General features: G+C 69.0%; 15 protein-coding genes. 7 read left to right on the plus strand and 8 right to left on the minus strand.

Annotated elements, in window-relative coordinates; genetic code table 11:
- From CFB47_RS25665 to CFB47_RS25680, 4 genes are all read left to right on the plus strand, one after another.
- Window positions 1-1,521 carry an efflux transporter outer membrane subunit gene (locus CFB47_RS25665; protein ID WP_089462704.1) on the plus strand — a complete coding sequence of 507 codons (1,521 nt, stop codon included), beginning with the start codon at window positions 1-3 and terminating at the stop codon, window positions 1,519-1,521.
- A gap of 28 nt (window positions 1,522-1,549) precedes the next feature.
- Window positions 1,550-2,245, plus strand: coding sequence for a heavy metal response regulator transcription factor (locus CFB47_RS25670; RefSeq protein ID WP_011355331.1), 696 nt, complete (start codon window positions 1,550-1,552; stop codon window positions 2,243-2,245).
- Entirely contained in the window at window positions 2,242-3,681 is a 1,440-nt protein-coding gene (locus tag CFB47_RS25675; protein WP_089458117.1) for a heavy metal sensor histidine kinase, read from the plus strand. The genes CFB47_RS25670 and CFB47_RS25675 overlap by 4 nt, the downstream gene beginning before the upstream one ends.
- Window positions 3,682-3,785: 104 nt before the next feature.
- Window positions 3,786-4,373, plus strand: coding sequence for a LysE family translocator (locus tag CFB47_RS25680; RefSeq protein WP_089442578.1), 588 nt, complete (start codon window positions 3,786-3,788; stop codon window positions 4,371-4,373).
- A 10-nt stretch (window positions 4,374-4,383) separates the two neighbouring features.
- Here the strand turns inward: CFB47_RS25680 and CFB47_RS25685 are convergent, their stop codons facing one another.
- Window positions 4,384-5,229: an AraC family transcriptional regulator gene (locus CFB47_RS25685; protein ID WP_089462705.1), complete on the minus strand. Its 846-nt coding sequence runs from the start codon at window positions 5,227-5,229 to the stop codon at window positions 4,384-4,386.
- Between the two features lie 182 nt (window positions 5,230-5,411).
- On the opposite strand from CFB47_RS25685, the gene CFB47_RS25690 reads away from it, so the two are divergent.
- Complete coding sequence (locus CFB47_RS25690; RefSeq protein ID WP_089442580.1) at window positions 5,412-6,206, plus strand: SDR family NAD(P)-dependent oxidoreductase; 795 nt, start codon at window positions 5,412-5,414, stop codon at window positions 6,204-6,206.
- Window positions 6,207-6,233: 27 nt separating this feature from the next.
- Here the strand turns inward: CFB47_RS25690 and CFB47_RS25695 are convergent, their stop codons facing one another.
- The 5 genes from CFB47_RS25695 to CFB47_RS25715 all read right to left on the minus strand — a co-directional run bounded on the left by CFB47_RS25695 (window position 6,234) and on the right by CFB47_RS25715 (window position 11,393).
- Window positions 6,234-6,608 carry a hypothetical protein gene (locus CFB47_RS25695; RefSeq protein WP_089442751.1) on the minus strand — a complete coding sequence of 125 codons (375 nt, stop codon included), beginning with the start codon at window positions 6,606-6,608 and terminating at the stop codon, window positions 6,234-6,236.
- A gap of 214 nt (window positions 6,609-6,822) precedes the next feature.
- Window positions 6,823-7,893 (minus strand): AI-2E family transporter, encoded by a 1,071-nt coding sequence (locus tag CFB47_RS25700; protein ID WP_089462706.1) that lies wholly within the window; start codon window positions 7,891-7,893, stop codon window positions 6,823-6,825.
- 128 nt (window positions 7,894-8,021) lie between these two features.
- Window positions 8,022-9,131 carry an NADH:flavin oxidoreductase/NADH oxidase gene (locus CFB47_RS25705; RefSeq protein WP_089462707.1) on the minus strand — a complete coding sequence of 370 codons (1,110 nt, stop codon included), beginning with the start codon at window positions 9,129-9,131 and terminating at the stop codon, window positions 8,022-8,024.
- A 142-nt stretch (window positions 9,132-9,273) separates the two neighbouring features.
- Window positions 9,274-9,960: a type 1 glutamine amidotransferase domain-containing protein gene (locus CFB47_RS25710; protein WP_089458114.1), complete on the minus strand. Its 687-nt coding sequence runs from the start codon at window positions 9,958-9,960 to the stop codon at window positions 9,274-9,276.
- 404 nt (window positions 9,961-10,364) lie between these two features.
- The gene (locus CFB47_RS25715) at window positions 10,365-11,393 is read right to left on the minus strand and encodes a substrate-binding domain-containing protein (protein ID WP_089462708.1); all 1,029 of its coding nucleotides are present in this window, start codon (window positions 11,391-11,393) and stop codon (window positions 10,365-10,367) included.
- 172 nt (window positions 11,394-11,565) lie between these two features.
- On the opposite strand from CFB47_RS25715, the gene CFB47_RS25720 reads away from it, so the two are divergent.
- Window positions 11,566-13,164 (plus strand): glycoside hydrolase family 68 protein, encoded by a 1,599-nt coding sequence (locus tag CFB47_RS25720; protein WP_089462709.1) that lies wholly within the window; start codon window positions 11,566-11,568, stop codon window positions 13,162-13,164.
- Between the two features lie 150 nt (window positions 13,165-13,314).
- Entirely contained in the window at window positions 13,315-14,952 is a 1,638-nt protein-coding gene (locus CFB47_RS25725) for a glycoside hydrolase family 32 protein (RefSeq protein WP_089462710.1), read from the plus strand.
- Window positions 14,953-15,046: 94 nt separating this feature from the next.
- On the opposite strand, the gene CFB47_RS25730 is transcribed toward CFB47_RS25725, so the two are convergent.
- The gene (locus tag CFB47_RS25730; RefSeq protein WP_089442587.1) at window positions 15,047-15,796 is read right to left on the minus strand and encodes an SDR family oxidoreductase; all 750 of its coding nucleotides are present in this window, start codon (window positions 15,794-15,796) and stop codon (window positions 15,047-15,049) included.
- Between the two features lie 156 nt (window positions 15,797-15,952).
- Complete coding sequence (locus tag CFB47_RS25735) at window positions 15,953-16,870, minus strand: LysR family transcriptional regulator (protein WP_089462711.1); 918 nt, start codon at window positions 16,868-16,870, stop codon at window positions 15,953-15,955.
- Window positions 16,871-16,964 lie beyond the last annotated feature (94 nt).

The following is a 16,964-nucleotide window of genomic DNA, read 5'->3' on the forward strand; positions in this document are numbered from 1 at the left end:
ATGCGCCCCCGCCGGTGGCCTGCCGCCGTCTCCATCACGTCGATTGCGCTCGCCGCCGCGCTCGCCGGCTGCACGGTCGGCCCCGATTACACGCGGCCCGACGTCGACACACCGGCCGCATGGCGGCTCGACCCGGCGGATTCCTACTGGCACCCGGCCGCGCCGGCCCGCGCGCCGCTCGACCCGGCATGGTGGACCGCGTTCGGCGATCCGCAGCTCGATGCGCTGGAAGCCGACGCGCTGCGCAACAACCAGACCCTGAAAGCCGTCGCCGCGCGCTACGACCAGGCGCAGGCGACGCTCGCGTCGGTCGCCTCGGCGCAGTATCCGGCCGTCGGCCTGAACGCGAGCGGCCAGCGCTTCAAGATCTCCGCCGACCGGCCGCAGACCAACTACGCGACGAAAAGCACGTCGACCGTGCAGAACGACATCCAGGTCGGCGCGGCCGTCAGCTACGAACTCGACCTGTTCGGCCGCGTGCGGCGCAGCGTCGAATCCGCGCAGGCGAGCACCGAGCAGGCCGGCGACGATTTCGCGAACGCGCGCCTGGTGCTGACCGCCAATCTCGCGTCGAGCTATTTCGCGCTGCGCGAATTCGACACCGAGATCGACGTCGTCAAGCGCTCGATCGACCTGCAGCAAAAGGCGCTCGACTACGTGAGCGCGCGCCACGACCTCGGCGCGGTGTCGGGCCTCGACCTGCTGCAGCAGCGCGCGCAGCTCGACGCGACGCGCACGCAGGCGCAATTGCTGCTCCAGCAGCGCGTGCAGGTCGAAACCGCGATCGCGACGCTGGTCGGCACACCGGCCCCCGCCTTCTCGATCGCACCGCGCGTCGTGCCGATCAACGCGCCGGCGCTGCCGACCGGCCTGCCGAGCGACGTGCTGCAGCGGCGGCCCGACGTCGCGTCGGCCGAGCGCGCGATGGCCGCCGCGAATGCGCAGATCGGTGTCGCGCGCGCCGCGTATTTCCCGCGCATCACGCTGTCGCCCGATATCGGCTGGGACGCGACGCGCTTCGCCGGCCTGTTCACCGTGCCGGCATTGCTGTGGTCGGTCGGCGGATCGCTCAGCCAGCCGCTGTTCGAAGGCGGCAAGCTGAAAGCCGGCGTCGATTTCGCGCAGGCCGGCTACGTCGCCGCGCAAGCCAGCTACCGGCAGACCGTGCTCACCGCGTTCCAGGAGGTGCAGAATGCGGTCACGGGCCTGTCGGTGCTCGCCGAGGCGGCGCAGCAGGCGTCCGCCGCCGTCGACGACGCGCGCAAGCTCGTGTCGCTCGCGCAGGATCGCTACGCGGGCGGCCTGACGCCGTTCATCGACGTGCTGACGGCCCAGCAGCAGTTGCTGACGAGCGAGCGGCAGGCCGTGCAGATCCAGGGCCAGTGCGCAGCGCTCGTCGTGTTTCTCGCGAAGGCGCTGGGCGGCGGCTGGGATGGCCATGCCGCGGGCGGCCCCGCATCGGCCGAAGTCGCCACGGCAGCGCCGGCGGCGGCCCAGGCCGCGGCGCCCCCGCGCCCTTAACCGGATTACCCGGACAACGGATTCGCACATGAAAGTCCTGATCGTCGAAGACGAACCGAAAGTCGTTGAATACCTGAAGAGCGGCCTGACCGAGGAAGGCTGGGTCGTCGACACCGCGCTCGACGGCGAGGACGGCGCGTGGAAAGCCGTCGAATTCGACTACGACGTGGTCGTGCTCGACGTGATGCTGCCGAAGCTGGACGGCTTCGGCGTGCTGCGGGCACTGCGCGCGCAGAAGCAGACGCCCGTCATCATGCTGACCGCGCGCGACCGCGTCGACGACCGCGTGCGGGGCTTGCGCGGCGGCGCCGACGACTACCTGACCAAGCCGTTCTCGTTCCTCGAGCTGATCGAGCGGCTGCGCGCGCTGACGCGCCGCGCCCGCGTGCAGGAATCGACGCTGATCTCGATCGGCGACCTGCGCGTCGACCTGATCGGCCGCCGCGCCACGCGCGACGGCACGCGGCTCGACCTGACCGCGCAGGAATTCCAGCTGCTCGGCGTGCTCGCCCGCCGCAGCGGCGAGGTGCTGTCGAAGACGACCATCGCCGAACTGGTGTGGGACGTGAACTTCGACAGCAACGCGAACGTCGTCGAAACGGCGATCAAGCGCCTGCGCGCGAAACTCGACGGCCCGTTCACCGACAAGCTGCTGCACACGATCCGCGGCATGGGCTACGTGCTCGAGGCGCGCGAGGACGGCGACACCGAGAGGCCCGCATGAAACGCTCGATCGTCCTGCGGCTGTCGGCGATGTTCGGCATCGTGTCGCTGCTCGTGTTCACGCTGGTAGGCTGCGGGCTGTTCGTGATCATGGAGCGCCAGCTGTTCGCCGAGCTGCGCGCGACGCTCGACACGCGCACCAAGGTGGCCGAGATGATCGTGTCGCATGCGACCACGGCCATGCGCGGGCGTCTCATGCAGGAAAAACTCGCCGACCTCGAACCGCCCGACGGCTCGACGCACTACCAGGTCGACAGCCCGAACCCGGATTTCCGCTTCGGCACGCCCGTCGACGGCGTGCCCGTCGGCGCACCGTCCGGCGCGTTCCAGCGCTACGCGCTGAACCACAGCACCTACGACGTGATGACGAAGACCGTCACGGTGGCCGGCAACGGCGAGCGGCCGCCGCTGAAGCTGATCGTCGCCAGCTCGTGCGAGCGCACGCAGCGGATGCTGCGCCGCTTCGGCTGGACGCTCGCCGGGCTTATCACGATCGCGACGATCATCACGCTGCTGCTGAGCCGCGCGGTGGCCCGCTTCGGGCTCGCGCCGCTCGACCGGCTGTCGCAGGACGCCTCCGCGATCAGCCTCGCGAATCGCCGCCAGCGGCTGCAGACCGACGCGCTGCCGCCCGAGCTGCGCGATCTCGCCACGTCGTTCAACGGTGCGCTCGACCGCATCCAGCAAACCTACGCGCGGCTCGAGGCGTTCAACGCGGACGTCGCGCACGAGTTGCGCACGCCGATCAGCATCCTGATCGGCCAGACCCAGGTCGCGCTGACGAGCCGCGACCGCACGGTCGAGCGGATGGAGCGGACGCTGCAGTCGAACCTCGAGGAATTCGAGCGGCTGCGCGTGATCATCAACGACATGCTGTTCCTGTCGCGCAGCGACCGCGGCGAACGCGCGACCGACCTGAAGGACGTGTCGCTCGCCGACGAAGTGCGGCGCATGCTCGACTTCCTCGAAATCCCGCTCGACGAAGCGCAGTTGCGCGCCGAGCTGCACGGCGACGCGCGCGCGGCCGTCGATCCGTCGCTGTTCCGCCGCGCGATGACGAACCTGCTGATCAACGCGATCCAGCACTCGGCGCCCGGCGCGACGGTCGGCGTGACGATCGTGCGTCGCGACACGCTGGTCGAAGTGTCCGTCGCGAATCCCGGCGAGCCGATCGATCCCGCCCGGCGCTCGCACGTGTTCGAGCGCTTCTACCGGCTCGAGGAAGCGCGCGCGAACAGCAAGGAGAACCACGGGCTGGGGCTGTCGATCGTCAAGGCCGTGGCCGAGATGCACGGCGGCAGCGTATTCGTCGCGTGTTCGGGCGGCGTCAACACGTTCGGCTTCTCGGTATCGACGAAACCCTGCGCCGGCGGCCCGCTGCCTCCGGCCGACCGGCACGAGACCCGGCCGGCGCACGCGCCGAGCGCGCTGCACTGACGGCGGCCGCGCGACCGTCCAACGAGGGCAGTTTTCTTCAATACGGGCGCGTGCGGCGCCCGTAGTCTCGATGCGACTTTCGACCTTTCGCATGGAGACACCCTATGAGCATGCTGGTTTCGATGGCCGCGTTCGCGCTCGCCTCGTCGATCACCCCCGGCCCCGTCAACATCGTCGCGCTCAGTGCCGGCGCACGCCACGGCCTCGGCGCGAGCCTGCGCTACGCGGCCGGCGCGACGCTCGGCTTCGTCGCGCTGTTCCTGCTGATCGGCCTCGGGCTGCACGCGGCGCTCGCGCGCTGGCCGGTGCTGACGACGGCCACGCAGTGGTCGGGGATCGCGTTCCTGCTTTATATGGCGCTGCGGCTCGCGCTCGATGACGGCCGGCTGTCGGCCGACCCGGACGTGGCCGGCCCGTCGGCGGCGGCCGGCGCGGCAATGCAGTGGCTGAATCCGAAGGCGTGGCTCGCGTGCGTGGCCGCGATGGGCGCATATGCGGCCGATGGCGACCGCACGCAGGTCTGGCAATTCGCCGCGCTGTATCTGGTGATCTGTTTCGCGTCGATCGCGTGCTGGTCGTATGCGGGCGCGTCGCTGCGGCACCGGCTGGCGAACGCGCGGCACATGCGCGTGTTCAACCGCCTGATGGCGCTGCTGCTCGCGGGCAGCGCCCTGTTCCTGCTCGACGTGTAGCGCGTGCCGTTCAGTTCGTCGCGCTGCGGTATTGCCCGGGCGTCGCGGCTGCGATCCGCCGGAACGCGCGCTGGAAATGCGCCTGGTCGGCGAAGCCCGCGTCCAGCGCGACGTCGGCAATCGGCCGGCCGCGGCGCAGCTCCGTGCGGCCGTACTGCACGCGGCGATCGATCAGGAACGCATGCGGCGTCATCCCGTAGCGGGCGTTGAACGCGCGGATCAGGTACGACGGCGACAGATCGGCCGCCGCGCAGATCGCATCGAGCGTGACGCCCTCGCGGCAATGCGCGGCGATGTAGTCGGCCGCGCGCGCGAGCCGGGCGTTGTCGTCCCCGGCGCGCGGGCCGGGCAGGTCGCGATCGAGCGCGCCGTGCAGCGCCGTGAAGAACTCGACCGCCGCGCTCTCCTTGCCGAGCGGATCGACGCCGGGAGTGATGAGCGTGCGGTAGAAGCCGCCAAATTGCGCGAACAGGTCGCGCCGCTCCGTCAACTTCTGCGAAAAGCCGTGAAAATCGCCGTTCGGATCGCGGCCCAGCGAATGCTGAAGCCGCGCGAGCCACGGCACGTCGACATAGACCATCCGGTACGCCCATGCGTCGGGGCCATACGGATTGCACGCATGCACCTGTTCGGGATCGATGATCACCAGCACGCCGCGCCCGACGTGCGCGTTCGTCGCGCCGTTCACGTAGGTGCTCGTGCCGCCGACGATCGCGCCCACCGAAAACGTGTCGTGCGTGTGCTTCGCGTAGCAGATCGCGCGGCCGTCGTCGACGGTGCGCGCCTCGATGAACGGCAGCGCGGCATCCCGCCAGAACGGCGACGGGACGACGGATCGGTTGGCGGTACGGCTCACGCGGCGGGCTCCCGGTTCGGACGGCGAACGCTCACCGTACAAGACTGTGCGGCGCCGCGCAACCGGATCGGCGGATCGCCGGCCGCGGCTTCAATACCGGATCGCCCCGTTTCGCCTAAGCTTTGAATTCCGTCCGCCGCGGCACCCGCAGCGATTCCGTTCATTCCTCTCCCGTCACGCACATGCATATCGATCTGAAAGGCAAGACCGCGGTCGTCACCGCCTCCACCGCCGGCATCGGGCTCGCGATCGCCGAAGGGCTCGCGCGCGCCGGTGCGCGCGTCGTCGTCAACGGCCGCAGCGATGCGTCGGTGCAGTCCGCGCTCGCGCACCTGCGCGCCGCCGTCCCCGATGCGGACTTCGACGGCGTCGCGGCCGACCTGTCCGATGCCGCCGGCGTTGCGCGCGTCACGCAGCACACGAGCGCGGCCGACATCCTCGTCAACAATGCGGGCATCTACGGCCTGAAGGCGTTCTTCGACATCGACGACGCCGAATGGGAACATTACTTCCAGATGAACGTGATGTCCGGCGTGCGCCTCGCGCGGCATTACCTGAAGGGGATGATCGAACGCAATGCCGGGCGCGTCGTGTTCATTTCGTCGGAATCCGGCCTGAACATCCCGGTCGACATGATTCATTACGGTTTCACGAAAACGGCGCAGCTGTCGATCGCCCGCGGCCTCGCGAAGCTCGCGGCCGGCACGAACGTGACGGTCAACTCAGTGCTGCCGGGGCCGACGATGTCGGACGGCGTGCGGGCGCTGCTGAAGGAAACGGCCGACGAAACCGGCCGCAGCGTCGAGGACGTGGCCGTGGATTTCGTGCGCAGCCAGCGCTCGAGCTCGATCATCCAGCGGCCGGCGACGCCGGAGGAAGTCGCGAACCTGGTGGTCTACGTGTGCTCGCCGCTCGCGTCGGCAACGACGGGCGCCGCGTTGCGGGTGGACGGCGGCGTGGTCGACACGATCGCGTAACGGCGAACGGGCAAGGCCGCCGCCGCGCTAGCGCGACGCGGCCTTGCCCGGCTGGAGCGTGCCCTTGCGGTCGGCGTTCATGCAGGAATCGAAGCCGTATTGCGTGACGACACCGGCCCTGTCGAACACGACGAAATACTCGCGGTGATCGTTGCCGTGCTCGATGAAGTAGTTGTAGCAGACGCCGTTGCCGTTGCGGACCATCCATACGCTGCGCGGATTGCCGGCGGCCCGGACGACATCGGCGCGCGTCGCGCCGTGCCGCGACGCGGCCCTCGCGAGCGGCGTGCGCGAATACGAGAACGGCAGCCACGAGTCGAACCACGCGCAACCGTGCAACATCAGGCAGCTGGCGGCCAGGGACAGCGTCGCTGCGGGACGGGACATCGTAATCAATCGCATGCTTGGGAAAATCGGCCGCGCCATGCCGGCGTAATCGAAAGCCCCATGCTACTCGACCTTTGGGTCCGGATCGAAAAGAAATGTAGAGATCTTTATCCGAATCCTTGCATTGCATGCTCCGGCACACGCGTGATCGGCACCCGTCGCGGCGGCCGATGCGCGCCTGAACGCGCATCCGTACCGCCGCTTCATGCCGCCGCCTCGGCACGCATCGTCATGCAATCCACTCGGCCCACAGCATCGTCAGCACCGTCATCAGCGCGGGGCCGACGAACAGCCCGATCAGCCCGAACGTCTCGGCACCGCCGAGGATGCCGAACAGCACCAGCAGGAACGGCAGCCGCGCGGAACTGCCGATCAGCACCGGCCGCACGAAGTGCTCGGCGACGAACACGACGACGAACCCGAGCACGGCCACCACGATCGCCCACATGGTCGCGCCCTGCACGAACAGCCAGAGCGCCGCGCCGCAGAACACGACAGGCGCGCAGAACGGCAGCATCGCGGCGATGGCCGTGACGAGGCCGAGCAGCGCCGCATGCGGGACGCCGGCGAGCGCATACGCGATACCGAGCAGCGCGCCCTCGCCGAGCCCGACGACGACGAGCCCCGTCACCGTGCCGAACACGGCCGCGACCATCCGCTCGATCAGCTCCGCGCCGCTGCGCCCGAACGCGCGCCGTGCGCCCTGCAGCAATGCCCCCGACAGCTTGTGGCCGGCGCGCAGGATCACGAACAGCGTGACGAGCATGAAGCCGAATTCGAGCAGCGCGTGCGCGAGCTTGGTACCGAACTGCCGGCCAAACGCGAGGAATTTCTCGCTGTTGACGCCGTGCATCGCGGTGGCCGCATGCAGCGGATGGGCGAGGTTGGCCTGCCACCATTCGGTGATCTGCGCCGCGCCGTAAGGCAGCCTCGCGACCACGTCCGGCACCGGGATGCCGTTTTCCTGGATCGTGCGCAGCCACTCGCGCAGGTCATGCACCTGGCCGATCGCCTGGGTCGCCGCGACGGCCACCGGCAGCACGACCAGCAACGAGATCGCCGCCGTGATGACGACCGCGGTGAGCGTCGGGCGGTTGCGGAACAGCCGATGCGATTCGAAGCGCTTCAGCATCGGCCACATCGCGATGGCGATCACGCAGGCCCATGCGATGGCGGGAATGAAATCGCGGATCACCCACAGCGCGATGACCAGCAGCGCCGCCACCAGCACGGCGCGGGAGATCTGCTGCGCGCGCGGCCGTGCGGCGGGCTCGGGAGACGACGGGACATGTGCGGCCATGGCACCTCTGTCGAAAAGAAAAAATGGCGGTTTGCGCAGGCAACCGGCCTGCGCGAACCGCCATTCTATCCATCGGCGCCGGATCGGCGGCGCATGGGATGCGCGCGCCGCCCCGGCACCCCGCCCGCTCAGGCCACCTTGTCGGCGCTCCGGTAACGCTCGAGCCAGTGTGCGTACGGCGCGGGCAGCGTCCACGACGGACGCTCGACGCCAAGTTGCTTGGCCGCGTAGTACGGCCAGTGCGGGTCGGCCAGATGCGCGCGGCCGACCATCACGAGATCGAGCTGCTGCTCCGCCACCACGCGGTTCGCCAGTTGCGGCGTGTCGATCCCCCACGCGGACGACACCGGCAGCCCGGCCTCGCGGCGCACGCGCTCGGCGATCGGCGCGAGGAACGCCGGGCCCCACGGGATCTGCGCGTCGGGCGTCGAGAACCCGACCGACACGCTCAGCATGTCGAGCCCTTCCCGCTTCAGCCGCTGCGTGAGCGCGATCGACTCGGCGAGCGTCTCCTCGTCGCGGCCGTCGTACTCGATCACGCCGAAGCGCGCGGTCAGCGGCAGATGCTCCGGCCACACCTTGCGCACGGCCGCCAGCGTCTCGACGAGGAAGCGGCCGCGGTTCTCGGCCGAGCCGCCGTATTCGTCGTCACGCTGGTTCGCATGCACCGAGAAGAAGCTCTGGCCGAGATAGCCGTGCGCGAAGTGCAGCTCGAGCCACTCGAAGCCCAGGTCGCGCGCGCGCTTCGCCGACGCAACGAAGTCGGCCTGCACGCGTGCGATGTCGTCACGCGTCATCGCGCGCGGCGTCTTCGGCAGGTGCGCGCCGAACGGCACGGCCGACGGCGCGATGGTTTGCCAGCCGCGCGGATCGCCGTCGGCGATATGATCGTCGCCCTCCCACGGACGGTTCGCGCTCGCCTTGCGGCCCGCGTGCGCGATCTGGATGCCGGGCACCGCGCCGGCCGCCTTGATCGCCGCGACCGACGGCGCGAACGCTTCGGCCTGCGCATCGTTCCACAGCCCCGCGCAACCCGGCGTGATGCGCCCTTCCGGCGACACGGCCGTCGCCTCGGCGATCACAAGGCCCGCACCGCCACGCGCGATGCCGGCCAGATGCACGTGATGCCAGTCGTTGACGACGCCCTCTTCCGCGACGTACTGGCACATCGGCGGCACCGCGATGCGGTTGCGCAACGTGACATCCTTGAGTTTGAACGGTTCGAACAGGGCAGACATCCACGGCTCCTTTGCTTGGTTCTGCAAAACGACTGGAAACGCGTCGCGCAACGTGCGCGACGGAACGATTCGGGCCGCCGACGGGCCGGCCTGCGCCCGGCGACGGATACGGGATGGCGCCGGCCCGGCCGGCGCCCTGGGCTCAACGGCGGCCGAGCTGCGCGAGCAGCGCCTCGGCGGCAGGCTCCGACGACGCGGGGTTCTGCCCCGTGATCAGCAGCCCGTCGGTGACGACATGCGGCGCCCAGTCGGCGCTGCGCTCGAACGCCGCGCCGTTGGTCTTCAGCATGTCCTCGACGAGGAACGGCACGACTTCCGTCAGTTCGACGGCCGCTTCCTCGCTGTTGGTGAAGCCCGTCACGCGCTTGCCGCGCACGACCGATTCGCCGGTCTGCGGGTTCTTCACGTGACGCAGCACGCCCGGCGCGTGGCACACGGCCGCGACCGGCTTGCCGGCCGCCAGCGCGCGCTCGATCAGGCCGATCGAATGCAGATCCTCGGCGAGATCCCACAGCGGGCCGTGGCCGCCGGGATAGAACACGGCATCGTAGTCGTCCACGGACACGTCGGCCAGCTTGCGCGTCGACGCGAGTTCCGCCTTGGCCGCCGCATCGGCGTCGAAGCGGCGCGTCGCGTCGGTCTGGGCCGTCGGGTCACTGCTTTTCGGATCGAGCGGCGGCTGGCCGCCCTTCGGCGACGCGAGCGTCAGCTCGACACCCGCATCCTTGAACGTGTAGTACGGCGCGGCCAGTTCCTCGAGCCAGAAGCCGGTCTTCTTGCCGGTGTCGCCGAGCGTGTCGTGCGAGGTCAGGACAACCAGAATCTTCATGATCGGACACTCCTTCGAAAATGGATGACGGGAACGGGGCCGCTCGACCGGTAACTCCGGCTGGTCAGCGCGGCACGCCTGTGGGTTAGTCAGCTGTGACGCGTCAACGTGCGACCCGTGTATCCGAATGCGACATGCGTCTATTAGACCAGTCGTCTAGGATTATTCGAAATAAAACGACGGCGTCTCGCTGCACCACCAGCATCGCAGCGCGAAATGGCATTCAGATGGCATTTCGCGTCTTCGTTGCCTGCGCCGCGGACGTCGTCGCATTCATGGGAACGGATGATAGCCCCTGATTAGACCGGTCGTCTAGTAACCCCTGCCTTCGTCATGGCCTTTTCGGCGGCGCGCGATCCGCCGGCGTCTGCCGTGGCCCGCGCCCTTCACCTGCGCGGCCGCGGCTAGCCGCGTAACGGCCCGTCCGTGTCACCCGCCTCGATCGCCGGTGCTTCGAGCCGCTGCTCGCGAACCCCGTCGCCCAGCAGCCGCAGCATCAGTTCCGCCAGTGCGCGCCCCGATGCGTGGCCGGTCGGCTGCACGACCGCCGTCACGCGATACGGATGCGCGAGGTTCGGCGGCACGCCGTCGTAGACGATCAGCGACATGTCCTCGCCCAGGCGCAGCCCGCTGTCCACGAGCGCCCGAAACGCGCCGCCGCCCGCGATATTGTTGTCGACCAGCAGCGCCGTCGGCCGCTCGGTGCGCGCGAGCAGCGCCCGCGCCGCCTGCCACCCGCCGTCGTGCGTAAACGGACACTCGACCATCAGCGCCGGATCCGGCTCGATACCGGCTTCGCGCAGGGCCGACAGATAGCCTGCGCGGCGCTGCGCGGCGAAATTCAGCGCCAGCGGCGCGCTGATCATCGCAATGCGCCGGTGCCCGAACGCCGTCAGCCGACGCACCGCGTCCCGCGCGCCGGCCTCGTTGTCGAAATCGAACCACGCATACGGCTCGGCCACCTGCGTCCGGCCGTAGGCCACGAACGGAAACGCGCTCGCCTGCAGGTACGCGATGCGCGGATCGTCGACCCGCGTGCGCGCGACGATCAGCCCGTCGACGAGCTTGCCGTCGACGATGCGCCGATAGGTGTCCAGTTCCGCATTCGGTCGCGCCGACGCGATGATGAAATCGAGATTGCGTTCCGCGAGCCGCTCGGTGATGCCCGCGACGACCTCGCCGAAACGCGGATCGCCGAGATCGCCCGCGCCGAACGGATAGACGATCCCGATCACGTCCGCCCGCCCGGTCGCGAGCCGGCGCGCGGTCGGATCCGCCACATAGCCCATTTCGCGCGCAGCCCGCGCCACGCGCTCGCGCGTCGCCTCGCTGACGTCGTCGTAACCGTTCAGCGCGCGGCTGACCGTCGTCCGCGACAGCCCGAGCGCGTCCGAGAGCGCCTTCAGATTCACCTTCACCGTCGTTCCTCGCATTCCATGTGCCGCCCGGCATGCCAATGGGCGGCAATTGTTTCCGCTCGGTAGCGATTACCGTCAAATAAATATCTTTTGCGCTCCAAACCGGTTTGAAATAGCATCCAAACCGGTTTGGACATCGATGCCCACTCAGCCGTTCACTTTCACTTTCCCTGGAAACGACGACGAGATGACATACTTTTCCCTTTTCCGCCCGACGGCGGCCCAACGCTTGTTCCTCGCTGGCGGCGCACTCGCCGCCTTCGCGTCCGTCGCGCATGCGCAGTCCGGCGGCACGGGCGCGCCCCTGCCCACGCCCCATACGCAGCAGGCCTACGATCCCGAGGGCAACTTCACGATGCGCTGGACGCGGGCGGACATTCGCCAGATCGTCGCGCAGTCGCATACCGCCGGTGCCGACAAGAATTCGCTGCCGCAGGCGCTGACGATGCCGGACATCCCGCAGGATTTCCCGCTGATCAATTCGAACGTGTGGGTGTGGGACACGTGGCCGCTGGCCGACCTGCGCGCGAACCAGCTCAGCTACAAGGGCTGGGAGGTGATCTTCTCGCTCACCGCCGATCCGCATGCGGGCTACACGTTCGACGACCGTCACGTCCATGCGCGCATCGGCTTCTTCTACCGTCGCGCGGGCATCCCCGCGTCGCAGCGCCCCGCGAACGGCGGCTGGACCTGGGGCGGCCACCTGTTCCCCGACGGCGCCAGCGCCAAGGTGTTCGGCACCGCGCCGATGACCAACAACGCCGAATGGTCGGGCTCCGCGCGGCTCACGCACGGCGACAACGTCAGCCTCTACTACACCGCGACGTCGTTCAACCGCTCGGCGCCCGGCGGCGCCGACATCACGCCGCCGCAGGCGATCATCACGCGCGCCGACGGCCATATCCACGCCGACGCCACGCACGTCTGGTTCAGCGGCTTCGACGATCACAAGGCGCTGCTGCAACCGGACGGCAACTACTACCAGTCCGGCCAGCAGAACACCTACTTCTCGTTCCGTGACCCGTTCGTGTTCACCGATCCCGCGCACCCGGGCAAGACCTACATGGTCTTCGAGGGCAACACGGGCGGCCCGCGCGGCGCACGCACCTGCACCAACGCGGATCTCGGCTACGCGCCGAACGATCCGTACAAGGAAGATCTCAACGCGGTGATGAATTCGGGCGCAGTGTATCAAAAGGCCAATGTCGGCCTCGCGATCGCAACGAACCCGCAATTGACCGAGTGGAAATTCCTGCCGCCGATCCTGTCCGCGAACTGCGTCGACGACCAGACCGAGCGCCCGCAGATCTACCTGAAGGATGGCAAGTACTACCTGTTCACGATCAGCCACCGCACGACGATGGCGGCCGGCGTCGACGGGCCGGACGGCGTGTACGGCTTCGTCGGCAACGGCATCCGCAGCGACTTCCTGCCGCTGAACGGCGGCAGCGGCCTCGTGCTCGGCAACCCGACCGACTTCTCCGCGCCGGCAGGCGCGCCGTATTCGCAGGATCCGAACCAGAATCCGCGCGAATTCCAGTCGTATTCGCACTACGTGATGCCGGGCGGGCTCGTCGAATCGTTCATCGATGCGATCGGCCCGCGCCGCGGCGGCACGCTCGCGCCGACGGTGAAGGTCAACATCAACGGAGCGTCGACGGCGGTCGATCGCGCCTACGGACGCGGCGGGCTCGGCGGCTACGGCGACATTCCGGCGAACCTGCCCGCGACCGGCGGCGGCCACAACAGCGGCAACATCCAGGGCAATCAGGATAACCAACAATAACGAACGCTGGTAAAGGCACGGGGTTAAGGAGGCGCGTATCGCGCGTGTCGCGTGCGCGCCTCTTTTTTCTTCCATCCATCGCGCACATCGCCGCTGAAAGCGGCATGCGCCCTCCTTTCCCGCTTTGCACGACGAAGCACGAAACCCCGCATGATATCGACGTCTTTCCGCTTTTCCGTCCGCATCGCCCGGTTGCTGCTCGCCTGCGTGGCCTGCGCCCAGGTCATCGCCGCGCCTTGCCACGCACCGGCAGAACATGACACGCCGCAATGGCGGCCCGCGCTCCACTACACGCCGCAGCGCAACTGGATGAACGACCCGAACGGGCTCGTCTACGACAACGGCCGCTATCACCTGTTCTATCAATACAATCCGCTCGGCCGCGACTGGGGCAACATGTCGTGGGGCCACGCGACGAGCACCGACCTCGTCCACTGGCGCGAGCAGCCGGTCGCGATGCGCGCGAACGCGACGGAGGAAATCTTCTCCGGCTCGCTCGTCGCCGACACGCTCAATACGTCCGGCCTGGGCCAACCGGGCCACACGCCGCTCGTCGCGCTTTACACGAGCGTGTACAAGGCAGGCTCCGGTCACGCGCCGGGCGTCCAGGCGCAGTCGCTGGCGTACAGCCTCGACCGAGGCGCGACCTGGCAGCCGTACGCACACAATCCGGTGCTGACGCTCGATCCGGAATCGAAGCAATTTCGCGATCCGAAAGTGTCGTGGTATGCGCCGGGCGGCTACTGGCTGATGACGACGGTCGTCGCCGACGCGCACGTCGTGAAGCTCTATCGCTCGGACGACCTGATCCACTGGACTTTCCTGAGCGACTTCACGCGGCCGGGCGTGCCGCACGACGGCGCGCTGTGGGAAATGCCCGACCTCGTGCCGCTGCCGCTCGACGGCGACCCCGCGCGCATCCGCTGGGTCATGATCGTCAACGTCAATCCGTGGTCGATCGCCGGCGGCTCCGGCGCGATGTACTTCGTCGGCGACTTCGACGGCCGCACGTTTACACCGGACTGCATTGCGCCCGCCGGCTCCGATCCCGCGCAATTCCGCTGGGTCGACCATGGCGCCGACTTCTACGCAGCCGGCACCTTCTCGGGCGCGCCCGGCTCACGCCCGGTCGCGATCGCGTGGATGAGCAACTGGGATTACGCGGCAAAAGCGCCGACCGCGCCGTGGCGCGGCGCGATGACGCTGCCGCGCGAACTGTCGCTGAAAACGATCGACGGCGAACCGACGCTCGTCGTCGCACCGGCCGCCGCGTTCGACGCCTGGGCGGACGGCAGGCCCGCCGTGCATGAAGGCGACCTCGCGGTCGATTCCACGATACGTGCGCTGTCGGCCGCGACGCGCGGCGTCGTCCAGCGCATCACGGTCACGCTCGCACCGCAGCACGCGGCGCGTGCCGGCCTGATCGTCCGGCGCTCGGCGGATGGCTCGGTCGGCACCCGGATCGTGTACGACACGGCAAAGCGCACGCTGACGCTCGACCGCTCGCAGTCCGGCGAAACCCATTTCGCCGACACGTTCAGCCGCGAACACATCGTGGACCTGCCGCTCGAGCATGGGCAGTTGCGGCTCGAGATCGTCGTCGATCGCGGTTCGGTGGAAGTGTTCGCGAACGGCGGCCGGGTCGCGCTCACTGACCTGATCTTCCCGCCGCTCGACGCGGACCGCGTTGCCGTGTTCGCCGAACACGGCCGCGCGACGTTCTCCGGGCTCACGGTGACGCAACTCGATGCCGGTGGTGATGGGCATAACGCCTGTGCGGCGCGATAGATGCGATGGGCGGACGGCCATCGGTCCTGCATGTGACGGGGCTGCCCGCCCGGCATCTCGCCGGCCGGTTGCAGCCCCGCCGGAGCCGCACCGATCAGAGCAAGCCCATCCCGCCCGATGCAATGATCTCCGCCCCGACGATGAACGCGGATTCCGGCGCGCTGAGGTGCAGCACCGTCGACGCGATCTCGTCCGGCGTACCGAACCGGCCGACCGGCACGAGGCCCTTGATCTTCTCTGCCGTTTCGTCGAGCGTGGCCGCGTCGAGCCCGAGCTTGCCGTAGAGCGGTGTCTGCACGGGCCCGGGGCTCACGACGTTCACGCGCACGCCGTGCGGCAGCAACTCCGTCGACAGCGTCTTCGCGAACGAATTGACGGCCGCCTTGCTCGCCGCATACACCGACGAGCCGGGCATCCCGATGTGCGCGTTGATCGAGCCGTTGATCACGATCGACGCGCCGCGGTTCAGCAGCGGCACCAGCGACTGGATCTGGAAATACGCGCCCTTCACGTTGGTGTTGAACACGAGATCCCACATGGCCTCGTCGCTGTCGGCGAACGGCGCGAGCTTCGCGACGCCCGCATTGATGAACACGGCATCGAGCCGCGCCCCCGCCGATGCGATCGCATCGGCCAGCGCGCGGGCCGACGCGACGCTGCCGGCCTCGTTGCGGATCGCCAGCGCGTCCGCGCCGAGCGTTTGCCGCGCGGCCTCGAGCGTCTGCGCATCGCGCCCGGTGATGATGACGCGCGCACCTTCTGCCGCGAATGCCTTGGCGGCCGCCAGGCCGATACCGCTGTTGCCACCCGTGACGAGGACCGTCTTTCCTTCGAAGCGTTGCATGATGTTCTCCTGTGAACCGGTGAGTTGACCGTGAACACAGGATGCGCGCCGCGCCCGGTCATGCCGTACGACGGGCGTGACGAACATGTTCGAAATCGTCGAACGTGTTTGGGCGGGTGGATTCGATTGCCTTGTGCTGTTCCGCGCCGCGCCGCGTCAGCCGACTATGTCGATGCCGTCGAGCAGGCGCTGCGCGAGCCGCGGTTCGCGCAATTGCTCGAGCCACCATTGCAGCGCGCGGCCGTCCCGGTCGCCGTGCCACGCGACATACAGCAGGTTCGGCTCGCGCGGATCGGCCGTCTGTTTTTCCACGAGTTCGCCGCGGGCGAGCAGCGACGCCACGCGCCGGCGCGGCACCCAGCCGACGCCAAGCCCGTCGCGCTGCGCGAGGATCTTCGCGCGCATCGACGGCACCGCCAGCACGGCCTGCCCGCCGAGCAGGCCATACGCGCGGCCGGCCGCGCGCCGCGACGAATCGGCGACGACGACGGCCCGGTGCGCGCCGATCGCGTCCCGCGTCAGCGCGCCGCTCACGGCGGCCAGCGGATGGCGCGGCGACACCGCGAACACCCACTCCATCGCGCCCAGCTCGAACCACTTGAAGCCGGGAATCGCCGGCGGCTCGTTGGTCGCGCCGATCACCAGGTCCGCGCGCCCGTCGCGCAGCGCTTCCCAGGTCCCGCCGAGCACTTCGTGCGTGAAACGCAGTGACACGCCCGAGTCGAGCGCATCGAATGCGCGCACGACCGGCAACAGCGTATCGAACTCCAGCACCTCGTCGCTGACGATCCACAACCGGTCCTCCCAGCCGCTCGCGACCTGCCGCACGCGCTGCGTCAGCCGCGCGACGTCCAGCGCCAGCCGCGCCGCTTCGTCGGTCAGCAACTGGCCGGCCGGCGTGAGCTGCAGCCGGTAGCCGCGGCGGTCGAACAGCAGTGCGTCGAAGCGCGTTTCGAGCTGGCGCGCCGCGTGCGACACCGTCGACGGCGCCTTGCCGAGCCGCGCGGCCGCGCGCGACAGGCTGCCGGTGGCGCGGATCGCGTCGAGCAGCGCAAGTTCGTCTTCGGACAGCATGGGCACGCTCCGGGGTGGGGTTGTCGTGGATCTGTCGTGGATCGTAAGGCAGCGGCGGGCCGAGGTCCAATCGCGCGACGGGGCCGCGTCGTCT

It is taken from the genome of Burkholderia sp. AU27893 (assembly GCF_002223205.1).
GTDB lineage: Bacteria > Pseudomonadota > Gammaproteobacteria > Burkholderiales > Burkholderiaceae > Burkholderia.